The 24,296-nt window shown below is 73.3% G+C and carries 22 protein-coding genes and 2 pseudogenes; 19 read left to right on the top strand and 5 right to left on the bottom strand.

Annotated elements, in window-relative coordinates:
- Positions 1–26 precede the first annotated feature (26 nt).
- The 10 genes from DVH02_RS23740 (at position 27) to der (ending at position 9,577) form a co-directional block, all read left to right on the top strand.
- A complete protein-coding gene (locus tag DVH02_RS23740; RefSeq protein WP_114625860.1) occupies positions 27–1,055 on the top strand; it encodes a segregation and condensation protein A in 1,029 nt (342 codons plus the stop codon).
- A gap of 98 nt (positions 1,056–1,153) precedes the next feature.
- Positions 1,154–1,729 carry an SMC-Scp complex subunit ScpB gene (gene scpB, locus DVH02_RS23735; RefSeq protein WP_407697673.1) on the top strand — a complete coding sequence of 192 codons (576 nt, stop codon included), beginning with the start codon at positions 1,154–1,156 and terminating at the stop codon, positions 1,727–1,729.
- Positions 1,729–2,994, top strand: a complete 1,266-nt coding sequence (locus DVH02_RS23730) for a pseudouridine synthase (protein ID WP_114625859.1) — start codon at positions 1,729–1,731, stop codon at positions 2,992–2,994. The genes scpB and DVH02_RS23730 overlap by 1 nt, the downstream gene beginning before the upstream one ends.
- Before the next feature lie 207 nt (positions 2,995–3,201).
- Positions 3,202–3,978 carry an NUDIX hydrolase gene (locus DVH02_RS23725; protein ID WP_114625858.1) on the top strand — a complete coding sequence of 259 codons (777 nt, stop codon included), beginning with the start codon at positions 3,202–3,204 and terminating at the stop codon, positions 3,976–3,978.
- Entirely contained in the window at positions 3,975–4,997 is a 1,023-nt protein-coding gene (locus DVH02_RS23720) for an ADP-ribosylglycohydrolase family protein (protein ID WP_114625857.1), read from the top strand. The genes DVH02_RS23725 and DVH02_RS23720 overlap by 4 nt, the downstream gene beginning before the upstream one ends.
- 60 nt (positions 4,998–5,057) lie before the next feature.
- Positions 5,058–5,420, top strand: coding sequence for a chorismate mutase (gene aroH / locus DVH02_RS23715; protein ID WP_114625856.1), 363 nt, complete (start codon positions 5,058–5,060; stop codon positions 5,418–5,420).
- Positions 5,417–6,502, top strand: a complete 1,086-nt coding sequence (locus DVH02_RS23710) for a prephenate dehydrogenase (protein ID WP_114625855.1) — start codon at positions 5,417–5,419, stop codon at positions 6,500–6,502. Before aroH ends, DVH02_RS23710 begins: the two co-directional genes overlap by 4 nt.
- Before the next feature lie 114 nt (positions 6,503–6,616).
- The gene (cmk, locus tag DVH02_RS23705) at positions 6,617–7,330 is read left to right on the top strand and encodes a (d)CMP kinase (protein ID WP_233518422.1); all 714 of its coding nucleotides are present in this window, start codon (positions 6,617–6,619) and stop codon (positions 7,328–7,330) included.
- A gap of 65 nt (positions 7,331–7,395) precedes the next feature.
- Positions 7,396–7,980: a lysophospholipid acyltransferase family protein gene (locus DVH02_RS23700; RefSeq protein ID WP_407697672.1), complete on the top strand. Its 585-nt coding sequence runs from the start codon at positions 7,396–7,398 to the stop codon at positions 7,978–7,980.
- Between the two features lie 136 nt (positions 7,981–8,116).
- Positions 8,117–9,577, top strand: coding sequence for a ribosome biogenesis GTPase Der (gene der / locus DVH02_RS23695; RefSeq protein ID WP_114625867.1), 1,461 nt, complete (start codon positions 8,117–8,119; stop codon positions 9,575–9,577).
- Positions 9,578–9,657: 80 nt separating this feature from the next.
- Here the strand turns inward: der and DVH02_RS23690 are convergent, their stop codons facing one another.
- Both DVH02_RS23690 and DVH02_RS23685 read right to left on the bottom strand, forming a co-directional pair.
- The gene (locus DVH02_RS23690) at positions 9,658–9,951 is read right to left on the bottom strand and encodes a hypothetical protein (protein WP_233518421.1); all 294 of its coding nucleotides are present in this window, start codon (positions 9,949–9,951) and stop codon (positions 9,658–9,660) included.
- A 152-nt stretch (positions 9,952–10,103) separates the two neighbouring features.
- Positions 10,104–10,889, bottom strand: coding sequence for a hypothetical protein (locus DVH02_RS23685; protein WP_114625851.1), 786 nt, complete (start codon positions 10,887–10,889; stop codon positions 10,104–10,106).
- 448 nt (positions 10,890–11,337) lie between these two features.
- Between DVH02_RS23685 and DVH02_RS23680 the strand changes: the two genes are divergently transcribed.
- Positions 11,338–11,553 (top strand): I78 family peptidase inhibitor, encoded by a 216-nt coding sequence (locus DVH02_RS23680; protein WP_114625850.1) that lies wholly within the window; start codon positions 11,338–11,340, stop codon positions 11,551–11,553.
- An 82-nt stretch (positions 11,554–11,635) separates the two neighbouring features.
- On the opposite strand, the gene DVH02_RS23675 is transcribed toward DVH02_RS23680, so the two are convergent.
- Positions 11,636–12,634 carry a phosphatase PAP2 family protein gene (locus tag DVH02_RS23675; RefSeq protein WP_114625849.1) on the bottom strand — a complete coding sequence of 333 codons (999 nt, stop codon included), beginning with the start codon at positions 12,632–12,634 and terminating at the stop codon, positions 11,636–11,638.
- A gap of 455 nt (positions 12,635–13,089) precedes the next feature.
- On the opposite strand from DVH02_RS23675, the gene DVH02_RS23670 reads away from it, so the two are divergent.
- Positions 13,090–14,826 carry an MFS transporter gene (locus DVH02_RS23670; RefSeq protein WP_114625848.1) on the top strand — a complete coding sequence of 579 codons (1,737 nt, stop codon included), beginning with the start codon at positions 13,090–13,092 and terminating at the stop codon, positions 14,824–14,826.
- 121 nt (positions 14,827–14,947) lie between these two features.
- Entirely contained in the window at positions 14,948–16,201 is a 1,254-nt protein-coding gene (locus tag DVH02_RS23665; protein ID WP_114625847.1) for an acyl-CoA dehydrogenase family protein, read from the top strand.
- A 9-nt stretch (positions 16,202–16,210) separates the two neighbouring features.
- On the opposite strand, the gene DVH02_RS23660 is transcribed toward DVH02_RS23665, so the two are convergent.
- Positions 16,211–16,648, bottom strand: coding sequence for a cell division protein SepF (locus DVH02_RS23660; RefSeq protein ID WP_114625846.1), 438 nt, complete (start codon positions 16,646–16,648; stop codon positions 16,211–16,213).
- Between the two features lie 320 nt (positions 16,649–16,968).
- Here DVH02_RS23660 and DVH02_RS23655 point away from each other — a divergent pair.
- The 4 genes and pseudogenes from DVH02_RS23655 to DVH02_RS23640 all read left to right on the top strand — a co-directional run bounded on the left by DVH02_RS23655 (position 16,969) and on the right by DVH02_RS23640 (position 20,481).
- Positions 16,969–17,894 (top strand): annotated as a pseudogene (locus tag DVH02_RS23655) (DUF5685 family protein).
- A gap of 95 nt (positions 17,895–17,989) precedes the next feature.
- A pseudogene (locus DVH02_RS23650) lies at positions 17,990–18,790 on the top strand (DUF1684 domain-containing protein).
- Between the two features lie 235 nt (positions 18,791–19,025).
- A complete protein-coding gene (locus tag DVH02_RS23645; protein WP_114625845.1) occupies positions 19,026–19,925 on the top strand; it encodes a S1 family peptidase in 900 nt (299 codons plus the stop codon).
- A gap of 76 nt (positions 19,926–20,001) precedes the next feature.
- Entirely contained in the window at positions 20,002–20,481 is a 480-nt protein-coding gene (locus DVH02_RS23640; RefSeq protein ID WP_114625844.1) for a hypothetical protein, read from the top strand.
- Positions 20,482–20,653: 172 nt separating this feature from the next.
- Here the strand turns inward: DVH02_RS23640 and DVH02_RS23635 are convergent, their stop codons facing one another.
- Entirely contained in the window at positions 20,654–21,562 is a 909-nt protein-coding gene (locus tag DVH02_RS23635; protein ID WP_114625843.1) for a DUF4231 domain-containing protein, read from the bottom strand.
- A 230-nt stretch (positions 21,563–21,792) separates the two neighbouring features.
- Here DVH02_RS23635 and fxsA point away from each other — a divergent pair, with 230 nt between their 5' ends.
- Together fxsA and fxsBH are read left to right on the top strand one after the other, a co-directional pair.
- On the top strand, positions 21,793–21,957 hold the full coding sequence (gene fxsA / locus DVH02_RS23630; RefSeq protein ID WP_114625842.1) for an FxSxx-COOH cyclophane-containing RiPP peptide: 165 nt from the start codon (positions 21,793–21,795) through the stop codon (positions 21,955–21,957).
- A gap of 58 nt (positions 21,958–22,015) precedes the next feature.
- Positions 22,016–24,256 carry a radical SAM/SPASM protein FxsBH, inactivated beta-hydroxylase extension form gene (gene fxsBH, locus DVH02_RS23625; protein ID WP_199566393.1) on the top strand — a complete coding sequence of 747 codons (2,241 nt, stop codon included), beginning with the start codon at positions 22,016–22,018 and terminating at the stop codon, positions 24,254–24,256.
- The last annotated feature ends 40 nt before the right edge of the window (positions 24,257–24,296 follow it).

The following is a 24,296-nucleotide window of genomic DNA, read 5'->3' as shown; positions in this document are numbered from 1 at the left end:
CCGCCCGCTCCGTCCTCAGGACCCCGATGCCTCCGCCGCCCACCGCCGCCCGTCCGCCCCGCCGCGCGCTGGGGCGCGGGCCGGCGGTGGAGGCCGAAGCCGCCGAGCCGGTCGAGGAGCCCGCCGAGGCGCCCGCCGCCGGGCCGGTGGCGGAGCCGGGCGCGCAGAGCGCCGAGGGCGACGGCCGGTTCACCGTACGGCTCGCGAACTTCGAGGGCCCCTTCGACCTGCTGCTCCAGCTCATCTCGAAGCACAAGATGGATGTGACCGAGGTCGCCCTGTCGACCGTCACCGACGAGTTCATGGCGTACATCAGGGCCATGGGGCCCGACGGGGACCTCGACCAGACCACCGAGTTCCTCGTGGTCGCCGCCACCCTGCTGGACCTCAAGGCCGCCCGGCTGCTGCCCGCCGCCGAGATCGAGGACGAGGCCGACCTCGCGCTCCTCGAAGCGCGCGACCTGCTCTTCGCCCGGCTGCTCCAGTACCGCGCGTACAAGCGCGTCGCGGAGATCCTCGACGCGCGGCTGGCGGCCGAGGCCCGGCGGTATCCGCGCACCGTGGGCCTCGAACCGCACCTCGCCGAGCTGCTGCCCGAGGTCGTCATCCGCGTCGGCCCCGAGGGACTGGCCGCGCTCGCCGCGCGGGCGACCCGCGCCAGACCCGCGCCGCAGGTGTACGTCGACCACATCCACGCCCCCCTCGTCTCCGTCCAGGAGCAGGCGGCGCTCGTCGTGGCCCGGCTGCGCGCCCGCGGGGAGGCCGACTTCGCGGCGCTCACCGAGGACGCGGCCGACACCCTGACCGTGGTGGCGCGCTTCCTGGCGCTGCTGGAGCTGTACCGGGAGCGGGCCGTCGAGCTGGAACAGGGCGAGGCACTCGGCCGGCTGATGGTCCGCTGGACGGGCGGGCGGGACGGCGCAGAACCGGCCGTGACGGACGAGTTCGACCGCCCGGCGCGGGCGGCGGACGAGCGGGCGGCGGACGAGCGGGCGGCGGACGAGCGGGCGGAGCGGCGGCCCCGGCCGCACGGGACGGACGGGGAGCGGGCATGAGCGACGAGCGGCACGGTACGGGGACGGACGGGCGCGCCGGTACGGGACCGGGCACGGAGCCGCGCGCGGCCCTCAAGCCCGCGCTGGAGGCCGTCCTGATGGTCGTCGACGAGCCCGCCACCGAGGAGCACCTCGCCCGGGTGCTCGACCGGCCCCGGCAGGCCGTCGCGGACGCGCTGCGCGAGCTGGCCGACGAGTACACCGTCCAGCGGCGCGGATTCGAGCTGCGGCAGGTCGCGGGCGGCTGGCGCTTCTACAGCAGGCCCGCGTACGCGGAGGCGGTCGAGAGCTTCGTCCTGGACGGCCAGCAGGCCCGGCTGACCCAGGCCGCGCTGGAGACCCTCGCGGTCGTCGCGTACCGCCAGCCGGTGAGCCGCTCGCGGGTCTCCGCCGTGCGCGGAGTGAACTGCGACGGCGTCATGCGCACCCTCCTCCAGCGGGGTCTGGTCGAGGAGGCGGGCGCGGAACCCGAAACAGGTGCGATCCTGTACAGGACGACGAACTTCTTTTTGGAGCGGATGGGCCTGCGGGGGCTGGAAGAGCTACCCGAACTCGCACCATTCCTCCCGGAGGCGGACGCGATCGAGGCCGAGAGCCAGGAGGGCGTTCCGTCGTTCGATCCGGACGCACCGTACGCCCCGGACACCCACGCAGACGACAAGACGGAACTTTGATGCGAAGCAACGACAGGAACAGCGGAAGCGGCAACCGGAGCGGTGGCGGCGGGAGCGGCGCCGGCCGGGACGGCCGGGGCGCCGCGGGCGCCGGCCGCGGCACCGGAGGCCGGGGCGCCGCGGGCGGCCGGGGCACCGGTGGCGGCCGGGGCGCGGCGGGCGCGGGTCGGGGCGCGGGCGCGGGTCGGAGCGCGGGCGCCGGGCGTGAGGCCGGGCGCGACGACGAGCAGAAGCGTCCCTCCCGTCCGCGCCCCGAGGAGCGCCGCTACGACGTCGGCCGCTCGGAGGGCCCCACCGGCGGCTCCTCCGCCTCCGGCGCACCCGGCGGCGCCCGCAAGGGATCCGGCGCGCGCGGCGCGGAGGCCAGGGGCGGCGCCAAGGGCGGCCCCAAGCCCGCACGGGCCGGAGCCCCGCGCGGCGGTCCCCGGCGCGGCGCCTCGTCCCGCCCCCGCGAGCTGGACGCCAAGATCGAGCAGCGCAACCGCGACCGGTACTCCGAGAAGCCGTCCATCAAGACCCCCAGGACCAACCCGGGCGCCGAGCAGGAGGGCGAGCGGCTGCAGAAGATCCTCGCCCGCGCCGGCATGGGCTCGCGCCGCGCCTGCGAGGAGCTGATCGAACAGTCCCGCGTCGAGGTCAACGGCGAGATCGTCCTCGAACAGGGCATGCGCGTCGACCCGGACCGGGACGAGATCAAGGTCGACGGCCTGACCGTGGCCACGCAGTCGCACCTCTTCTTCGCGCTGAACAAGCCGGCCGGCGTGGTCTCCACGATGGGCGACCCCGACGGGCGGCAGAACCTCGGCGACTACGTCACCAACCGTGAGACGCGTCTCTTCCACGTCGGGCGGCTCGACACGGAGACCGAGGGCATCATCCTTCTCACCAACCACGGTGAGCTGGCCCACCGCCTCACGCACCCCAAGTACGGCGTGAAGAAGATCTACCTGGCCGCGATCCAGGGACCGCTGCCGCGCGACCTGGGCAAGCGCCTCAAGGACGGCATCCAGCTGGAGGACGGCTACGCCAAGGCCGACCACTTCCGCGTCGTGGAGAACACCGGCAAGAACTATCTCGTCGAGGTCACCCTCCACGAGGGCCGCAAGCACATCGTCCGCCGCATGCTCGCCGAGGCGGGCTTCCCGGTCGACCGGCTCGTGCGGACGTCCTTCGGCCCGATCCCGCTGGGCGACCAGAAGTCCGGCTGGCTGCGCAGGCTGACCAACACCGAGGTCGGCATGCTGATGAAGGAAGTGGGGCTGTAACCGCCCCGTCCCCCCGGACACACGGAGGCCCGCGGCCGTCGCCGCGGGCCTCCGGTGTGTCCGGGGCCTCCGGTGTGTCCGGGCCCTCCGGCGTGTCCGGGGGGCCGCGCCGTGCCGGGCCGTCTTGTCCGGCGGTCCGCCACCGCTTTATAGTCATGGTGACCATAAAGAGAGCCGGGCAAGCGCCGGGGGAGGCGAGGGACCGGAGTGAGCCTCACCAACGCCGCGCCGGGCTCGCCGCGGGCCCCCGAGGGGTACGACCCGACCGCCTTCGAGCCGTTCGCCGTCGCCGTCGACCTCGCCGTCTTCACCGTCCGGGACAGCCTGCTGCACGTCCTGCTCGTGGAGCGCGGCGAGGACCCCTACCGGGGGGCGTGGGCGCTGCCCGGCGGCTTCGTACGGCCGACGGAGTCCGCGGGGCAGGCCGCCCTGCGCGAACTCGCCGAGGAGACCGGGCTGTCGGAGGAGACGGCGGGCGCTTTCCACCTGGAACAGCTGCGCACCTACAGCGCCCCCGACCGGGACCCCCGGATGCGGGTCGTGTCGGTGGCGTACGCGGCCCTCGTACCGGACCTGCCGGAGCCGCGCGGCGGCGGGGACGCGGCGCGGGCCCGCTGGACGCCGTACAGCGGGCCCGCACCACCGGGCCCGGTGGCCTTCGACCACGGACGCATCCTCGCCGACGCCCGCGACCGCATCGGTGCCCGTCTCGAATACACCTGTCTCGCCACGTCCTTCTGCCGCCCCGCCTTCACGCTCGGGGAGCTGCGGCAGGTGTACGAGACGGTCTGGGGCGTACGGCTCGACAGCCCCAACTTCCGGCGCAAGGTGCTGGCCACGCCCGGATTCGTCGAGCCGCTGGAAGGACCGCCCCGCCGCACCGGCGGACGCGGGAAACCGGCGGCGCTGTACCGCGCGGGCGCCGCCACCACGCCGCATCCACCTCTGCTGCGACCGGATCGACCGGAAGGACGGACCGCATGATCATCGCGAGGACCCTCACCAAACAAGCCGCCACGGGCTCGCTGATCGGACTCGCGCTCGGCGACGCCCTCGGCTTCCCGACCGAGTTCAACGACGTGCCCTCGATCCTCGCGAAGTGCGGGCCCTGGCGCGAGATGCCGCTGCCCGACCCCGCGTTCGTCACGGACGACACCCAGATGACGCTGGCCTTCGCGCGGGGCATCAGGACGGCGATGGACCGGGGGGTGCTCGGCCCGCTGCGGCTGGAACGGCCGGTGCGCGACGAGTTCGTCGCCTGGTACCACTCACCCGACAACAACCGCGCCCCCGGCAACACCTGTCTGACGGCGTGCAGACTCCTCGACAGCGAACAGCCCTGGCAGCGCGCCAGCCAGATGGAGTCCAAGGGCTGCGGCGCCAACATGCGGGTCGCGCCGATCGGCCTCGTCCCCGGCCTCAGCGACGAACAGCGCGCCGGAGCCGCGCAGTTCCAGGCGGCCCTCACCCACGGGCACCCGACCGCCCTCGCCGCCTCCGACCTCACGGCCCGCGCCGTCTACCTGCTGGTGCACGGCGGCGAACCCACCGCGCTGGTGGGCCAGTTGCGCTCGTACGCCTACGAACACCGGGAGCACTACCGGCGGCGCTGGCTCGGCGACCTGTGGAGCCGCTCGGGCGACCCGACGCCCGAGGCGTTCATCTCCCGCGGCTGGGACGAGTGCATCACGGTCCTCGACCGCCTCCAGGAAGCCCTGCGCACCCCCTCCCCTGAGACCGACCCGTGTCTGATCACGGGCGACGGCTGGATCGCCGAGGAGGCGTTCGCCACCGGGCTGCTCTGCTTCCTGCTCTTCCCCACCGACCCGCTGACCGCCCTGCGCCGCGCCGCCTGCACCCGGGGCGACTCCGACTCCCTGGCCTGCCTGACGGGCGCGTTCGCCGGGGCCCACCTGGGGGCGGGAGTCTGGCCCAAGGAGTGGGCCGAGCGGATCGAGCACCGGAGCGAGCTGCTGTCGCTCGGTGCCCTCTGGGACTCCTGAGCCCGTCGGCCGGGCGCGGCACTACCCTGGGGTGAGCAGTCGATCACCGAGGAGAGCGTCGTGGCGGTACGAGCGGTCCGTGGGGCAGTCCAGCTGGAGCGGGACGAGGCCGGGCACATGGAGGAGCAGGTCAAGCAGCTCCTCGCCACGATTCTGGAGCGCAACGGGCTCACGTCCGAGGACCTGATCAGCATCTGGTTCACGGCCACCCCCGACCTGCACAGCGACTTCCCCGCCGCCGCGGCGCGGAGCCTGGGCATTGTGGACGTGCCGCTGATCTGCGCCCAGGAGCTGGACATCGCCGGGGCGCTGCCGCGCGTCGTGCGGATAATGGCCCACATCGAGTCCGGTCTGCCCAAGTCCGAGATCGCGCACGTCTACCTCGGCGCGGCGGCGGCTCTCCGCAGGGACATCGCCCAGTGAGGACGGCGCTCGTCATCGGCGCCGGGCTGATGGGCACCTCCGCCGCGCTGGCGCTGGCCGGGCGCGGGGTCACCGTCCACCTGCGCGACCACGACCCCACCCGGTCCCGCACCGCCGCCGCGCTCGGCGCGGGCACCGACGAGGCGCCCGAGGGGCCGGTCGACCTGGCGATCGTGGCCGTACCACCGGCGCATGTCGCCACCACCCTCGCCACCGCGATGCGCGAGGGCGTCGCCCGCGGCTATCTGGACGTGGCGAGCGTCAAGGGCGGCCCCCGGCGCGAGCTGGCGGCGCTGGGCGCCGACCTGAGCGCGTACATCGGTACGCATCCGATGGCGGGCAAGGAGCGCTCGGGGCCGCTCGCCGGGAGCGCCGACCTCTTCGAGGGGCGGCCCTGGGTGCTCACGCCCACCCCGGAGACCGCGACCGAGGTGCTCAACCTGGCCCTGGAGCTGGTCGCGCTCTGCCGCGCCGTCCCGGTGGTCATGGACGCCGACGCGCACGACCGGGCCGTCGCCCTGGTCTCGCACACCCCGCAGCTGATCTCCTCGATGGTCGCCGCCCGGCTGGAGGAGGCCGACGAGACGGCGGTGCGCCTGTGCGGACAGGGCATCCGCGATGTCACCCGCATCGCGGCCTCCGACCCCGCGATGTGGGTCGAGATCCTCTCCGCCAACCCCGGGCCGGTCGCCGACGTGCTGACCGGCATCGCCGCCGACCTCGCAGAGACGGTCGAGTCGCTGCGTGCCCTCCAGTCCGCCGAGGACGGCGCACGGCGCGGCGGGACGGCCGGGATCGAGGACGTCCTGCGGCGCGGCAACGCGGGCCGGGTACGGGTGCCGGGCAAGCACGGCACGGCCCCGGCGGCGTACGAGGTGGTGGCCGTGCTGATCGGCGACCGGCCGGGCGAGCTGGCCCGGATCTTCGCCGACGCGGGCCGTGCCGGGGTCAACGTGGAGGACGTACGGATCGAGCACGCCACCGGCCAGCAGGCGGGCCTGGTCCAGCTCATGGTGGAACCGTCGGCGGCGCCCGTACTCGCGGCGGCCCTGCGCGAGCGCGGCTGGTCGATCCGGCAGTAGGACGGGCGGTACGACCGGCGGCACGGGCGGCCTCCAGCACTCGGTAACCTTGTGCGGGGGCGTGTGCGCGTCCCCGCACATCCACCCCGTGAACCAGGAAGGTGTCCGCCCCCCGTGGAAACAGGAGCATCCCCCGTCCGGACCGTACGGAAGCCGGTGATCGTCGCCATCGACGGGCCCTCCGGCACGGGCAAGTCGAGCACCTCGAAGGCCGTCGCCTCACAGCTCGGGCTGAGCTACCTGGACACCGGCGCGCAGTACCGCGCGATGACCTGGTGGATGATCACCAACGGTGTCGACGTGAACGACCCGGCCGCCGTCGCCACCGCCGCCGCCAAGCCCGTCCTGGTCTCCGGCACCGACCCGGCGGGCCCGACCATCACGGTGGACGGCGCGGACGCCGCGGTCCCGATCCGTACCCAGGAGGTCACCTCCCGGGTCAGCGCGGTCAGCGCCGTGCCCGAGGTGCGCACCCTCGTCACCGAACTGCAGCGCTCCATCGCCGCGGCGGCCGTCGGCGGCATCGTGGTCGAGGGCCGTGACATCGGCACGACCGTCCTGCCCGACGCCGACCTCAAGATCTTCCTCACCGCCTCCCCCGAGGCCCGCGCCGCCCGCCGCAGCGGCGAGCTGACGGGCAAGGAGGCGGTGGACGTCGCCGTCACCCGTGCGGCGCTGGTCACGCGGGACGCGGCGGACGCGGGACGCAAGACCTCCCCGCTGGCCAAGGCCGCGGACGCCGTCGAGGTGGACACCACGGACCTCACGCTCCAGCAGGTCATCGCGTGCGTGGTGACCCTGGTCGAGGAGAAGCGGGCCGCCGGGTGAGCGGGGCGGGCGCGGCGGTCTCCGGCAAGGGCGCGGCGGTCGGCAGGGGCATCGGCATCGGGCTGATGTACGGCCTGTGGAAGCCGCGCGTGCTCGGCGCCTGGCGCATGCCGGCGCGCGGGCCCGTCATACTGGCGGTGAACCACGCGCACAACATCGACGGTCCGATGGTGATGGGCACCGCGCCCCGGCCGGTGCACTTCCTGATCAAGAAGGAAGCCTTCATCGGTCCGCTCGACCCGTTCCTGCACGCGATCGGACAGATCGAGGTGGACCGGTCGGTCGCCGACCGCACGGCGATCACCGACGCGCTCGGGGTCCTCGCCGACGGCGGTGTGCTGGGGATCTTCCCGGAGGGCAGCAGGGGCGAGGGGGACTTCGCCTCGCTCCGCGCCGGGCTCGCGTACTTCGCCGTACGGTCGGGAGCGCCGATCGTGCCGGTCGCGGTGCTCGGCTCCACGGAGCGCCCCGGCCGGCTGATACGGGGGCTGCCCGCGCTGCGCAGCCGGGTGGACGTCGTCTACGGCGACGCCTTCACGGCGGGCGAGGGAGGGCGGCGCACCCGTAAGGCCCTGGACGAGGCCACCGTACGGATCCAGGAGCGGCTGACCGCCCACCTGGAGCACGCCAGGCGCTTCACCGGGCGGTAGAAGCCCGTCGTCGACGTCCCGCCCGCCCCACGGCGCGAGGCGGGCGTCGACGACAGGACCTACGACAGATCGCACGACTTCAGTAGTGGGCCGCGAGCCGCGGCGCACCGATCACGATGAACGAGGTACGGACTTCATGAACGACCAGATCGACTCCGGCGACGAGCACGGAGAACTTGGCGACGCCGAGTACACGGACTTCATGGAGCTTGCCGCCCAGGAAGGCTTCGACGCCGAGGAGGTGGAGGGCGCGATCGACGAGGCCGGTCACGGCCCGCTGCCCGTCCTCGCGGTCGTCGGCCGCCCCAACGTCGGCAAGTCGACTCTCGTGAATCGCATCATCGGGCGCCGCGAGGCCGTGGTCGAGGACAAGCCGGGCGTCACCCGGGACCGCGTCACCTACGAGGCCGAGTGGGCGGGCCGCCGCTTCAAGGTCGTCGACACCGGCGGCTGGGAGCAGGACGTGCTGGGCATCGACGCCTCCGTCGCCGCCCAGGCCGAGTACGCGATCGAGGCCGCCGACGCGGTGGTCTTCGTGGTGGACTCCACCGTCGGCGCCACCGACACCGACGAGGCCGTGGTCCGGCTGCTGCGCAAGGCGGGCAAGCCGGTGGTGCTCTGCGCCAACAAGGTCGACGGGCAGAGTGGCGAGGCCGACGCGACGGCGCTCTGGTCGCTCGGGCTCGGCGAGCCCCACCCGGTCTCCTCGCTGCACGGGCGCGGCACGGGCGACATGCTCGACGCGGTCCTCGAAGCCCTGCCCGACGCACCGGCCCAGACCTTCGGGACGGCGCTCGGCGGCCCCCGCCGCATCGCGCTCATCGGCCGCCCGAATGTCGGCAAGTCGTCCCTGCTGAACAAGGTCGCGGGCGAGGAGCGCGTCGTCGTCAACGAGATCGCGGGCACCACCCGCGACCCGGTGGACGAGCTGATCCAGCTGGGCGGCACCGTCTGGAAGTTCATCGACACGGCGGGCATCCGCCGCAAGGTCCACCTCCAGGAGGGCGCCGACTACTACGCGTCGCTGCGCACCGCCGCCGCCGTCGAGAAGGCCGAGGTCGCGGTCGTCCTGATCGACACGGGCGAGTCCGTCTCCGTCCAGGACCAGCGGATCATCACGATGGCGGTCGAGGCGGGCCGGGCGCTGGTCATCGCGTACAACAAGTGGGACACGCTCGACGAGGAGCGCCGTTACTACCTGGAGCGCGAGATCGAGACCGAGCTGGCGCAGGTCGCGTGGGCGCCCCGGGTGAACGTCTCGGCGCGTACGGGCCGCCATATGGAGCGGCTCGTCCCGGCCATCGAGACGGCCCTCGCGGGGTGGGAGACCCGGGTGCCGACGGGTCGGCTCAACGCCTTCCTCGGCGAGCTGGTCGCCGCCCACCCGCACCCGGTGCGCGGCGGCAAGCAGCCCCGCATCCTCTTCGGCACGCAGGCGGGCACCAAGCCGCCGCGCTTCGTGCTCTTCGCCTCCGGCTTCATCGAGCACGGCTACCGGCGTTTCGTGGAGCGCAGGCTGCGCGAGGAGTTCGGCTTCGCGGGCACCCCGATCCACATCTCGGTACGGGTGCGCGAGAAGCGCGGCCGCAAGAAGTGACGCAGAGCGGTGGGGCCCGGTACGGATCATCCGTACCGGGCCCCACCGCTTTCCGCCGGCCCCCCCCAGGACCTTGCCGTTCAGACCGAGCGACGCGGCCCGGGAGGCAGCGCCGCCTGCGGGCGTCCGTGCTGCCGGGGGTCCCGCTGCCAGGAACCCGGCTGTGGCGTATGGCCGAGGCCGCCGTAACCCCCGTACCCGCCGTAGCCGCCGTGTGAGGCGTGCAGACCGGTGCCGAAGGCCGTGAAGCCGAGATTCTCCTCATTGCTCCGGTCGCCGGGCAGGGCCCGGAACGAGCGGCGGAATTCGGAGTAGAGCGCGTCGTAGATGGGGGTCGTGGGGAACCCGTCCCCCACGTCGTGCGCGGGGCGCATGGAAGGGATCTGGCTCTGATACTGGGGGCGGGAGGGGTCGTATGAGTGCACGTATGTGCCAACGACCCCGTCGGCCGGGGGATGCGGGCTCCCGGCGGAATTCGCCCGCGCCGGTGGCGGACGCAGCCGACGGGTCGGGCTGGTGACCCCGGTCACGTCCCGGCCAGGGGCATCGCGGCCGCGACCAGCCGCCCGTTCGCCGCGGCCTTCTCCAGCGCGTCGCGCATCAGATCCTCACGCGGCTGCTGGCCGATCGAGCCGACCGGGGCGGCGAAGACCAGGACGGTCTTCGACTTGTTGGCGGCCGTCCGCCAGCCCTCGGTGACCTGGAGCGGCTGGTGGGCCTGCCACCAGGCGACCGGGCTGCCGCCGCCCGTGCCGGGCTGGAGCACGGCGTGCAGCTGGCCCATGGCGAGCAGCACCGACCAGCCGTCCAGGGTGCCCGGCGCCTGGTTCAGATCGGCGACCGGCTGGAACCCCTGCTCGATCAGGAGCTGGAGGAACTCGTCGGTGACGCTGTCGGAGCCGGGGCGGGCGATCGGGGCCGTCGGCTCGACGACCAGGGCCGGGTGCAGCTCCTCCCCGATGAGCACCAGACCGCTGGTGACGCCGAGGACGGCCTGGCTGCCCGCGGCGGGGGCGGCGCCCGGCGGCTGCGGCTCGCCGCCGGTGATCGAGCGGACGGCCCCCTTGAGCTGGTCCTCGGCGACCTGGACGACCTGGGAGGGAATGCAGGTGGCGTGGGCGAAGGCGAGAACCGCGGTCTCCTCACCGACGAACAGGACGGTGCTGGTCCGCTCCTGGTCGGAGTCGCCGGGGGTCCGGCAGGAGGTGCAGTCGTAGCTGCCCGGGGAGTTCTCGCCGGCGAGCAGCCGGTCGGCTTCTTCGTCGCCGATCTCGGCGCGGACGTCCTCGCTGACATCGAGCATGCGCGGCACGGGTGGCTCCTCGAACTCGGTGCGTGGGCCGGGCTGTTCCCGGCTCGTACAGAGACAACGGGCGAGCCGTGGCCGGGGTCACGCCGCTGGCCGAAACTCGTCGCCGCCGCCTTCGGGCCCCGGCTCCGCGCCGGGACACGGCGCGGAATCGTGCGGCGGATCGGCGGATGGTGCGGGGAAAGCGTGAAATTCTACGGACCGGAAAAGAGATAGGAAGATCACCGGCTGTTCCGGACGGGGGAATTCGGTGGCCGCGGATTTATGTGATCTTCGGGGTCGTGGAATTCTGCGGAAGTAAGGCGCGAAGGGGCCGTATGAGTGACGCGCGCCGCCTCCGGAGCGTGTCGGCATCCTGTGACACAAGCGTGACCGTGAACGGACCTTGCCTTCCGTTCGGCTATCCCGTTCGGCTTCCCTTCACCGCGCCGGGCCGCCTACGGTGAGTGGTATGGCACCGATACCGACTCCACCCCGACAGCCCGACGACGCCCCCGACTCCTATGTCGGCCTCGACGGCGCGACCGCCGAACGGCAGGCCCGGGAGCGCGGCTGGGGGCATGTGCGGTCGCTGCCGCCGGGCTCGATCATCACGATGGAGTTCGTCGCGAGCCGGATCAACTTCGAGGTCGAGGACGGCCGGGTGATCCGCTGCTGGCTCGGCTGACCCGGGCCACCGCCCACCGGCGGCCCGAGCCGGTCGGAGCAGCCACCCCCGGTCGCCCGCCCGGGGGTGGCCCGGCGGGGGCTCAGCCGCCGGTCAGCGGCCGTGAGCGCGGCGGTCGGCGGCTGCCCGCGGGGGTTACCGGGGTCCGCTCCGAGCGCACCGCGTGCTGCCGGGGCTGGGCGGCGGTGAGCTGTCCCGCGCCCCGGCCCGCCCCGGGGCGCCCGCCGTGCCCGGCGCCCACGTGGTCGCAGGGCTGCTCCTCGGCGTTCGCCGCGGTCTCCGCGTCCGCGGAGACGGGCGCCGGGGTCCTGGGGACCCCGACGGGCACCGGGGCCACGAGGACCCGCCTGCGCCTCTCCCGCCAGCGCTCGCGCACCGCCAGGATCGTGTACTCGGCCCGGCCGATCAGCGGCTCGGCCCACGGCAGCGCCAGCAGGATCAGCAGACCGGCGGCCCAGCCGAGCAGCACATCGCTCAGCCAGTGCGTACCGAGGTACACGGTGGTCGCGCCGACCCCCAGGGCGACCAGCGCCGACATGATCGACAGATAGCGCCTGGCCCGCGGCGTGGTCGCCAGATAGGCGAGGATTCCCCAGGTCACGACGGCGTTGGCGGTGTGTCCCGAAGGAAATATATCGCCGCCGGCGAAGAGTTCCGCCGAGCCGATCCGGGTCGCGTAGTGGGGGCCCAGCCGCCCGAGGCCGAGCTTCACCGCGCCCACCGTCACGTTCAGCGCCAGCAGCGCCGCGCCGAGCGTCAGCAGCGGGCGCAGGGTGTGCTGGCGCCAGGAACGCCAGCCCAGCCAGGCGGCGATCATCACGGCGGTCGGACCGCGCTGGCCGAGTACCACGAAGTAGTCGAGGAAGGGATGCAGGTCCGGCCACTGCTGATAGGGCCGGAAGAGCATGATCTTCCAGTCGAGGATCACCAGCGAGGACGAGACGAGCACGGCGACGACGATGGCGACATAGAACGCCAAGGTCCCGCCGAAGAGAGCCGTGCGGGTGCGGCTCATCCGCGGGATCTCTATCTTCGGCGGTTCCGGCTCCCGGTCCAGGCGGGCAAAGATGTCGGTACGCACCTAAAGGACGTTACAGCGAGTGAGTGACTGAACCGGTCGATCCGGTCTCTTCGTGATGACGATGTGATGTGGAGTAGGTCTCGGTTCGTATTTTATCCGGGGCTTATCCGGGGTGGTTCCCGAAATTCAAGGGACCTTGGTCTCTATTCACCGGAGCGCGGTTTCGGGAAGTGTCATTGCGCAGTACGAAAATGGTTCACCGAGGGGTCGCGCGGGTTTTCCCCCGCGCTCACGCGCGCTTCGCGGCCCCGGCGGCCGGTCCGGGGCAGTGGCGTACGCCACACTCCCTGGTCAGAGCGGTGCGACACGCACCATGCGGCACACGCGATCACTCGCGTACGCTGTCGGCTCACTCGCCCGCCGATGCCGGGCCGTCCCGCGGGTCTCCCCGGGCGGTGGGCCCGCCGAGGGGAGAGGGACGCACTGGCGCGAGGGACGCACTGGGAGGTACGCGGATGTCCGGGACCGCCACGGCCGGAGCACGCCCGCGCGGCGCCGCGGACGGTGCCCACCGCTGGATCGTCCTCGCCGTCCTCTGTGTCAGCCTGCTGCTGGTCGCGCTCGACGCGACGGTGCTGCACGTCGCGGTGCCCGCCGTCACCGCCGATCTCGCCCCCAGCGGGGTCGGGCTGCTGTGGATCGTGGACGCCTACCCGCTGGTCTGCGCCTCGCTGCTGATCCTCTTCGGCACCCTCGGCGACCGGGTCGGGCGGCGCCGGATCCTGCTCACGGGGTACGGGATCTTCGCGGTCGCCTCGGCGGTCGCCGCCTTCGCGCCCACCCCCGGCGTGCTGATCGGCGCACGCGCCCTGCTGGGCGTCGGCGGCGCGATGATCATGCCGGCGACCCTCTCCGTACTGCGCGCGGTCTTCCCCGACCGGCGCGAACGCGCCATGGCCATCGGCATCTGGACGGCGGTCGCCGCCGTGGGCGCGGCCCTCGGCCCGGTGCTCGGCGGCCTGCTCGTCGAGCACTTCTGGTGGGGCTCGGTCTTCCTGATCAACCTCCCGCTGCTCGCCGTGCTGCTGCCGCTCGGCCGCTTCGCCCTGCCCGAGTCGCGGGGCCCGGCCGACGGCCCCTGGGACGTGACCGGCGCGCTGATGGCGGCGGCCGGGGTGCTCGGGGTCGTCTACGGCGTGAAGCGGCTCGGGGCCGGTGAGGGGCCGCTCACCGCCGCGACACTCGCGCCGCTGTGCCTGGGCGCGGCCCTCCTGATCCTCTTCGTCCGCAGACAGCGGCGCCGGAGGCATCCGCTGATCGACATGCGGATGTTCGCCCTGCCCGCCTTCGCCACCTCCGTCGGCTGCATCGTCCTCGCCATGCTGGCCCTGGTCGGCCTGGAGCTGATCGCCGTCCAGTACCTCCAGCTCGTCCTCGGACTGAGCCCGCTGGAGACCGGACTGCGGCTGTTGCCGCTCACCTTCGCGGCCATGGCGGCGGGCGTCACGGGCTCCGCCACGCTGCGCCGGGCCGGCCCGCGCCGGATGGTGGCCTGGGGCTTCGTCCTGACCGCCGCCGCCGTACTGCTGCTGCTCGCGATGGGGCAGCACGACCGGCCCGCGCTGCTGACCACCGGATTCGTCCTGCTCGGCTTCGGGCTGCAGACCACGCTGTTCGGCGCGTACGAGTCGATGCTCAGCGAGGCGCCCGCCGAGCAGGCAGGCGGCGCCGCGGCCATCGGGGAGACCTCGTACCAGCTCGGCGCGGGCCTGGGCATAGCGCTGCTCGGCAGTGTGATGAACGCCGTGTACGCGCCCGGTCTGGAGTCCGTGAAGGGCGTTCCGGACGCGGCGGGCTCGGCCGCGAGCGGCTCGCTCGGCGAGGCGTACCGGGTCGCGGGCGGACTCGGCGGGCCGGCGGGGGAGGCGCTGTGGACCGCCGCACGTCACTCGTTCGTGCAAGGACTGCATGTGACGCTGCTCGTCAGCGCGGCGCTGCTGCTGCTCGGCGCGCTGGCCGCGCTGCGGCTGCCCCGGCGCATGGAGTGCCCGCCTCCGGAGAAGCCGGAGAAGCCGGAGAGGGACGTGCCGCTCGAAGCGAGGGCGGTGCGCCCGCGCACTTCGCCAGAGCACCGCACCTCGCCGGAACACCGCTCTCCGCCGCCGCGTGTCGCGGCGGCGCTCCCGGAGGGAGCCCTGCCCGCGCCCGCCGGGGCCGCCCGGCGGGCCGGGTCTGGACGCGCGGCGCACTGAGCCGTAACGTCACGACCGCCGTCCGTGACCTGCGGTGCTGTGCCCGCGCCCGGCCGGGCGCGCGGGCGGCGCCGCTCGGGGCGGCGCTTCCCCGTCGTGCGAGCCGCCGGAGGTCTGCCCCATGTCCGCACCGTCCGCCGCGAAGCCACCGTCTGCCGCGAAGGCGCCGTCCGCCGCGAAGGCGCCGCCCTTCGACCCGGGCGATCCGCTCGGCCTCGACGACCTGCTGACGCCCGAGGACCTGGCGATCCGCGACACCGTGCGCGCCTGGGCCGCCGACCGGGTGCTGCCGTACGTCGCCGACTGGTACGAGCGCGGTGAGCTGCCCGGCGTCCGGGAGCTGGCCCGTGAACTCGGTGGGCTCGGCGCGCTCGGCATGTCCCTGACCGGGTACGGCTGCGCGGGCGCCAGTGCCGTGCAGTACGGGCTCGCCTGTCTGGAGCTGGAGGCCGCCGACTCCGGGATCCGCTCCCTCGTCTCCGTGCAGGGCTCGCTCGCCATGTACGCGATCCACCGCTACGGCTCCGAGGAGCAGAAGGAGCGCTGGCTGCCCGCGATGGCGGCGGGCGAGACCATCGGCTGTTTCGGTCTCACCGAGCCCGACCACGGCTCCGACCCGTCGGGCATGTGCACCCGCGCCCGCCGCGACGGCGGTGACTGGGTGCTCACCGGCCGCAAGATGTGGATCACCAACGGCTCGGTGGCCGGAGTCGCCGTCGTCTGGGCCCGGACGGACGACGACGGCGGCGAGGGCGGCGGGGACATCAGGGGATTCCTCGTCCCCGCGGGCACCCCCGGTTTCTCGGCGCCCGAAATCATCCATAAGTGGTCGTTGCGTGCCTCTGTCACCAGTGAACTGGTCCTCGACGAGGTGCGGCTGCCCGGCGACGCCGTGCTCCCGGGCGCGGTCGGGCTGCGCGGTCCGCTCAGCTGTCTGGGGCACGCGCGCTACGGAATCGTCTGGGGCTCCATGGGGGCGGCGCGCAGCTGTTTCGAGTCGGCGCTCCAGTACGCCAGGACGCGCGAACAGTTCGGCCGGCCGATCGGTGGCTTCCAGCTCACCCAGGCCAAACTGGCGGACATGGCCCTCGAACTGCACAAGGGGATCCTGCTCGCCCATCATCTGGGGCGGCGGATGGACGCGGGCAGGCTCCGGGCCGAACAGGTCAGCTTCGGCAAGCTCAACAACGTGCGGGAGGCGATCGAGATCTGCCGGACCGCGCGGACGGTCCTCGGTGCGAACGGGATCTCGCTCGAATACCCCGTGATGCGCCATGCGACGAACCTGGAGTCGGTGCTCACCTATGAGGGCACGTCGGAGATGCACCAACTCGTCCTGGGCAAGGCGCTCACCGGCCTCGACGCCTTCCGGTGAGCACCCCGCTCAGCTCTGGTTGAAGAAGCCGTCCTGGCGGCCCGCCGACTCGTCACCCGAGACGATCTCGGTGTCGGCGGGGGTCAGCAGGAAGACCCGGGTGGCCACGCGGTCGATCGAGCCGCGCAGCCCGAAGATCAGGCCGGCCGCGAAGTCCACGACGCGCTTGGCGTCGCCGGGCTCCATGAGGGTCAGGTTCATGATGACCGGGGTGCCCGCCCGGAAGAGTTCGCCGATGGCACGGGCGTCCCGGAAGCTCTCCGGGGAGACCGTGGCGATCTTGCGGGCCTGCCGCTCCTGGGCGGCCTCGGGAGCGACCCGCATGCGCGGCTCGCTCTTCCAGGTGTCGCCACTCTCCGAACCCTCGGCGTACTCGTCGTCGTAGTAGCGCTCGTCGTTGTCCTCGACGAGGCCCAGCCAGGCACTCGCCTTGCGCACCGATCCCATGGACGCCTCCTTTCACCGCGGTCACATGACGTTCCCTGTCCCTATGGTCGTCCATCATGCGGATCGAGCGCCAAGGGGATAGTCGGCGCGCAGACGATTCGTGACGGTACTGGTGCAGAGGATGTGGCGATTCGTCAAGGTTCTTCCAGCGTAGGGGCCATGAATCGACCCAAAATATTATGTTCCGTCCAGATGGGTGACGTGGGAGCGTACGGGTGAATCGGCGGCGGCCGTCGCTCACTGGTTACGAGGCCGCCCCACCTATTCGCGCGGCCTCTACGATGCGCCGCGTACGGGTGAACGACTCTCGGGGGAACGTCGTGTTCGGAATCGTCAGGCCATGCGCCCATCGGCTCGCGGGTGGGCTCAAGGCCGAGTGGACGGCTCATCTCTGCGGTCTGTGTCCGGCACTTCGGGCGGACCACGGCCAGCTCGCCCGGGTCGTCACCAACTATGACGGCCTGATCGTCTCGGTGCTGACGGATGCTCAGACCCCGCGCGATCCCGCCCGGCGGCGACGGGGTGTTGAGGCGCCGGCCGCTGGCCGCCGCCGCGCGCCGGGTCGCCACCGGCTGGGACCGGGCGGGCGCCCGTACGGGTCTGGAGCTGGGCTTCGACACGGCGGTGCTGTCCGACGCGGTCGACCGGCAGGAGTCCGTCGAGCGGTCGGCCGGTCCCGGCACCCCGCTGCTCACCGTCACCGAGCCGACCGAGACGGCCACGGCCGCCGCCTTCGCCCACACGGCCGTACTGGCGGGCAGGCCGCACAACCGTGAGCCGCTGGCCGAGGCCGGCCGGCTGTTCGGCCGGCTCGCGCATCTGCTGGACGCCGTGGAGGACCAGGAATCCGACGCGGCGTCAGGCGCCTGGAACCCGCTCACCGCGCGCGCCGGGGACGGACGGCACGCACGGCACGGACGAGGACACGGAGCGCCCGCCCGGCACCTGGGGCGACGACGGCAAGTGGACTCCGGACAGCGACCGCGGGCGCCCACCGCAGGGGCCGCGCGGCCGGTCGGCCGGGCGCGGCCTGTCGGCCGGCTGCCTGGTCTTCGGCGGGCTGTGCTGCACCTGCCGGATGTGCTGCTCGGACACCTACGAGGGCCCCTGGTCGGGGGAGAGGCGCGAGGGCTGCTGCCGGAACCTCGACTGTTCCGACTGCTGCGAGGGGTGCTGCGAGGGCTGCGACTGCTGCTCCCATTGTGCTGATGGTGATGGTTGCTGCTGTGATTGCGGCGGCGTCTGACTCCGCGCGGCACCTCCCGGCCGCGCAGCCGGAACAAGCACACCCCGCGCCGCGCTCATACCCGTGGCCCCCGCCTCTCACGAAAGGCCGACAGCATGAACACGGATCCCTCCGCCACCGCCGCGCTGGAGTGGAACGACTGGCACGCGCGCCGCGCCGCCGCCGTCACGGCGCCGTACGGGCCGCTCTCCCTCGTCGCCACCCACTGGCTCGCCGACCATCCGGAAGGGCGTGTCCCGGGGCTCCCTGGCCTGTGACGCGCGGCCGACGGCGAGGTGACGCTGACGGCGGCGGCCGAGGACGGCCTGACCGCCGACGGGCGACCGCTCACCGGTGGGATCGCGCTGACCGCCGACAGCGGCCCGTTCGAGGACTCCCGGATCGCGGCCGGTGCCCGCAGACTGGTCGTGCTGCGCCGCGAAGGGCTCTGGGCCGTCCGGGACTTCGACCCGGCGTCCGCCGCGCGCCACGCGTTCCGGTCCGTCGAGGCCACCCCGTACGACGACCGCTGGGCGCTGCCCGGCCGTTTCCGGCCGTACGGCACGGGCCGTACGGTACGGGTAGAGAACGCCGACGGGCGCGAACGCGGCCTCGGGCTCGGCGGCGAGATCGCGTTCACGGCCGACGGCGTGGAGCACACCCTCCAGGTCGCGGTCGAGCCGGACGGCTCGCTCTGGGCGGTCTTCGCCGACGCCACCAGTGGCCGGGACAGCTACCGTTTCCGCTTCCTGCGGCCCGCCGCGCCGACCGCCGACGGGCGGGTGACGGTCGACTTCAACCGGACGCTGCTGCCGCCGTGCGCCTTCGCCGACCACTTCATCTGCCCGTTCCCGCCGCCCGGCAACACCCTCCCGATCGCCGTTCCCGCGGGTGAGCGCACCGTACGCACCGACTGACCGGCGGCCGGTCCCGGGCACCACGCGGCACCTGCGCACCGTACGCATCACTGTTCACTCGCTCGGCCAAAAGGCCCCCTTGCGGCGGGAGTTGAGGGGGCCAATACTCCCGTGCAGCGCCGGTCGGGGCGTGGCGCGGGCGGGAGACCCCTGCCCGTGCCACGCCGCCGCACCGCGCCTCACGGGCCCCGGAACCCCACAACGGGCCCCCGATTCCCCTCGGGAGGAACGACCAGTGAGGATCAAGCGCACCAACCCCCTCGGCGGCGTCGCAAGACGCGCCCGCCTGATCGCCGTCACCACCGGACTCGCCGCAGCCGCGGCGCTCGCGATACCCACCGCGAACGCGGCCCAGGCCACCACGTTCAGCGCCAACCAGCTCTCGGCCGCGAGCGAGGCCGTCCTGCAAGCCGATGTCGCGGGCACCGCCTGGGCCGTCGACCCGGCGACCAACGCGCTCGTCGTCCAGGCGGACTCCACCGTCACGCAGGCCGAGATCGCGAGCCTCGAACAGGCCGCGGGCACCAACGCGGGCGCGCTGCGCGTCGAGCGCACCCCGGGCACGCTCTCCAAGCTCATATCGGGCGGCGACGCCGTGTACACCAGCAGCTGGCGCTGCTCGGCCGGGTTCAACGTGCGCAGCGGCAGCACGTACTACTTCCTGACCGCCGGGCACTGCACCGAGGGTCTGCCGGCCTGGTACACCAGCTCGTCGGGCGCCACGAGCATCGGCCCGTCGGCCGGCTCCAGCTTCCCCGGCAACGACTACGGCATCGTGCGGTACTCGAACACCGCGCTGGCGCACCCCGGCACCGTCGGCAGCGTCACCATCACGGGCTCGACCAACGCCACCAACGGGCTCTCCGTCACCCGCCGGGGCTCCACGACCGGCATCCACAGCGGTACGGTGACGGGGCTCAACTACACGGTGAACTACGGCAGTGGTGACATCGTCAGCGGTCTGATCCGCACCAACGTCTGCGCCGAGCCGGGCGACAGTGGCGGCCCGCTGTACTCGGGCTCGCTCGCCGTCGGGCTGACCTCGGGCGGCAGCGGGGACTGCACCTCGGGTGGCACCACGTACTTCCAGCCGGTGACGGCGGCCCTGAGCGCCTACGGGGTCAGTCTCGTCTGAGTCGGCCGGGTGACCGACCGACAGGATCCGGTCCGCACAGGACCTGGGGCGAGCGCCGCACAGGGACCGGGGGACAGTGAACCGCATCGGAGTGACCGGCCACCGGAACATCCCGGCCGAGGCGTACGCGCACATCAGGGCCGCCATCGTGGCCGTGCTCCGCTCCCAGCCCGGCTCGCTGGAGGCACTGTCCAGTCTCGCCGCGGGCGCGGACCAGCTCTTCGCCGTGCTCGCCCTCGACCGGGGCGCCCGGCTGACCGCCGTCATCCCCAGCGGTGACTACGAGGACGGCTTCGAGGACCCGGCGGAACTCGACGGCTACCGGCGGCTGCGGGGCCGGGCCACGCTGGAGGTCACCCTGGCCTTCCCGCACTCCACCGACGAGGCGTACTACGCGGCGGGCACCTACATCGCCGACCACTGCGACCGGCTGCTGGCGGTGTGGGACGGCCGCCCGGCCCGCGGCCTCGGCGGTACGGGCGACATCGTGCGCTACGCGCGGGAGCGCGGAAAGCCGGTCACGGTGATCTGGTGCGACGGGGTCGAGCGCGCCTGACGCCCGGCGGGTACTGTCCGGGCGGGCGCTGTCCGGGCGGGCGAGGGGCGGTGGGCGCTGTCCGGTGGGCGAGGATACGGCGGGCGAGGGGACGGCGGCGACGCCCGGCCCCGTGGCCGCGCCCCGCCGCCGTACCGCGGCGGCTCGCGGCCACGGTGCGCCGCCTCCCGTGTCAACTCCGGTGCCGCACCAGCCAGTCCGTGTGCTGGGGCGAGACGACGCGCTCGGTCTCGTACACCGCGTTCGCCCACTGCTCCTCGGTCACCATCGTCTCCATCGCCGTGTGCATCGACGCCAGATCCTCCTCGACCAGCGAGTGCGCCGAGATCAGCGGCTGGTGGCGGCGGATCTCGCTCCACGCCAGAGCCGCCGCGGCCGACGCCGACAGCAGCCCCAGCACGGCCGACGAGCCCGTCAGCGAGAAGGTCCGCAGCAGAGCCAGGAAGAGCGCCAGCACGGTCAGCGCGGTGATGGTGGCCGACCAGAGGGCGGTGGCACGCCGTGAGACGACCGTTCTGCGGTGGTACCAGTTGCGCTGCTCTATCAGCCGGTCCCTGACATAGGTCTCCCTGCGCGCGCTGAACGACTTCTCGCGCAGCATCCGCATGGGCGCGGTGATCAGCTCGCCCGCCGCGCCCTGCCCGATCGCCCCGGTGTCCCGGGGGTCCTCCCAGCCGACCTTCTTCAACTCGCCGAGCCCCGCCTCCAGTCGGCTGGTGAACAGGCTGCCCGCGTCGGTGGCTGCGGCGTCGAAGGGCGCTCCGTGCACGGCGTAGCGCCAGGAGAGCGACTTGATGAACTCCGCCGCCGAGCGGTTGAGTTGCCAATGCGACTTTGCTCGCCGGCCCGCCGAGCGGAGGGTGACCAGGAGTACTCCCGCGTACGCCAACGCGCTGAGTGCGCCCATGAGTTGGAATGAGTCACCGACCCGCCACCGCCAGGGCAGCGAGGCCAGCAGCGCGCCCAGCACCAGGAGCACCAGCGTGTGGCGGGTCGCGTTGACCGCCTCCCGCTGCCGCGCGATGGCGATCGCGTCCGCGTGATGGAAGAGAACCGGCAGATCAGCGTTTCGGAAGACCATGCTGTGCAGTGGTCCGCGTAAGTCGGCCATGCGCGCCCCCGTCTGCTGTTTTGTTGTCACTCGATTAGCGGAATGGTGCGTTCCGTGCGGTGTGGTGAATTCCCGGCAACGCTTTTGTCCCTTGGTCACGCCGCGAGTTGCCGCAGGAGTTCATGAGAGTAAAGTCGAGCCGCTGACACTGCAACGGTGCCGTGTCTCCTCTTCGGACAACGTGATCAAGGACGGCCGTCGTGACCTATCAGACCTCTGTCACCTTCGCCTCTGCGAAGAAGAATCGGGTCCCCCTCGCGCGGATCGACGTACGCGACGCCGCTGTCGCCAAGAAGCTCGGGCGCGTTCTGTCCATGCCCGCCGACCGCACTCCGCGCGTTTCGAGTTTCAACTCGGCCCTTTAGTCCGGGTAGTCCTGTTCGGCTATCCGGCCCTGGGCGGTCCACGCCCTAGACTGACGTAATGACAGGACCCCTGGTCCCTTTCCGCGAGATCGTCCTGAAAGTCCACAGCAGATGTGATCTCGCCTGCGACCACTGCTACATCTACGAACACGCGGATCAGAGCTGGCGCACCCGCCCCAGGGCGATCTCCGACGAGGCGATCCACTGGACAGCGCACCGACTGGCCGAACATGCCGAGGCCCACGCACTGCCCTCCGTGTCAGTGATCCTGCACGGAGGGGAGCCCCTGCTCGCGGGGGTCGCGCGGCTGCGGCGGGTGTGCGAGGAGCTGACCCGGGCCCTCGACGGGGTCGCGGAACTCGATCTGCGGATCCACACCAACGGGCTGCAGCTCTCGACTCGCCATCTCGACCTCTTCACCGAGTTCGGCGTCAAGGTGGGCATCTCCCTCGACGGCGACCGCGTGGCCAACGACCGGCACCGCCGCTACGCGGACGGCCGCAGCAGCCACCCCAAGGTCCTCGACGCGGTCGGCCTGCTCCGGCAGGACCGCTACCGCCCGCTCGACCTCGGGCTCCTGTGCACCGTGGACGCGGCCAACGACCCGCTCGCCGTGTACGACGCGCTCGCCGCGCTCGGCCCGCCGCGCGTCGACTTCCTGCTGCCGCACGCCACCTGGGACGCCCCGCCGCCGCGCCCCGACGGCTCGCCGACCGGCTACGCCGACTGGCTGCTGGCCGTATTCGACCGCTGGGACGCGGGTGGCCGCCCGATGCCGGTACGCCTCTTCGAGTCGGTCCTGTCCACCCTGGCCGGCGGCCCGAGCCTGACCGAGTCGCTCGGTCTCGCCCCCACCGATCTGGTCGTCGTGGAGACCGACGGCACCCTGGAACAGACCGACTCCCTCAAGAGCGCCTACGAGGGCGCGGCGGCCACCGGGTTCGACGTCCTGCGCCACTCCTTCGACGAGGTCGCCGCCCACCCGGGGGTACGCTCCCGGCAGCTGGGGCTCGCCGGGGTGAGCGACACCTGCCGGGACTGCCCGGTCGTACGCTCCTGCGGCGGCGGCCTCTACACCCACCGCTACCGCTCGCGGCCCGCGGCGGGAGCGGACGAGGGGACCGGCGGGTTCGACCACCCCTCCGTGTACTGCGCCGACCTGGAGGCGCTGATCCGCGGCATCGAGTCCCGTACGGCGGCCGCCACCGTGCCGCCCGCCGTCACGGACCCCGGTGAACTCCTCGCGGCCCAGCGGGAGCTGACCCGCTCGCTCCTCGCCGAGCTGCACGCCGAACTCGACGGGGCGGGCGGCGCCGCCTGGCAGCGCGCCTGGGAGCTGGCGGGCGAGGTGGAGCGGCGCTCCGAGGGGCTCGACGAGGTGCTGGCCCACCCGTACACCCGTAACCGGCTGGTCGACTCGGTCGCCGCCCTCCGGGAGCGGCGCCCCGGGGCGTTCGACGCGGCGCGCGCCTTCGCCCCATATCTGGCCGCCGCGGTGATCAGGGGCGGCCTGGAGACGCCCGTACGGGTCGGCTACCGCGACGGCGTGCTGACGCTGCCCACCCTCGGGGTGCTGCGGCTCGGCGGCTCCGGTGCGCACGGGGAAGCCGAGGTGCGCCCCGCGGAGAAGGGGTTCGTGGTGCGCGTGGGGACGGTGGAGCGGCGCGTCGTACGCGTCGGCGAACCGGCACCGCGCTGGCGCCCGGTGCGCACCCTGGGCCGGGACGGCGCGCCGGATCTCGCGCTGGACGACCTCGACCCGTACCGCGACTGCTTCGACGCGCCCGTCCACCCCGGGCTCAGCAGGGACGAGGCGGCCGACTGGAGCGGCCGGCTGGCGTCGGCCTGGGGGCTGCTGGGGCGGACCGTGCCCGCGCAGGCCGCCGAGGCGGCGGGCTCGCTCTCCACGCTGACGCCGCTGCTCGCCACCGGGCCCTCGGTCGGCCGGCACGGCTACGGCGCGCTGGGTGTCCCGGTCCGTGGCAGCGCCGACGAGCTGGCCCGCGCGCTGCTGCGCGGCTTCCGCCGGGCCAAGCTGCGGGCGCTGACCGAGACCGCCGACCTGTACGCGCTGGACGGCGAGTGGCGCCGCCCCGCGCCCTGGCAGGACGCGCCGGTCCCGCTGTCGCTGCTGCTGGCGGGCGCGTACGAACGGGTGGGGCTCGCCGGTTACGACCCCGACCCCCGCCACCGGGACCACGCGCTGCGGGCCCTGGACACCCTGGAGGGCGCGCCCGAACTCACCGTCGCGGGCCGCAGGGTGCTGGCCGCGCTGGGCGAGGAGGCCGGTCGTGGCTGAGCCGACACCCGACCTCCTGTCCCCGTCCGCGCCGACGCCC

It is taken from the genome of Streptomyces corynorhini (genome assembly GCF_003346515.1).
Lineage (GTDB): Bacteria > Actinomycetota > Actinomycetes > Streptomycetales > Streptomycetaceae > Streptomyces > Streptomyces corynorhini.
This window is presented reverse-complemented; position numbering and strand designations above follow the sequence as displayed.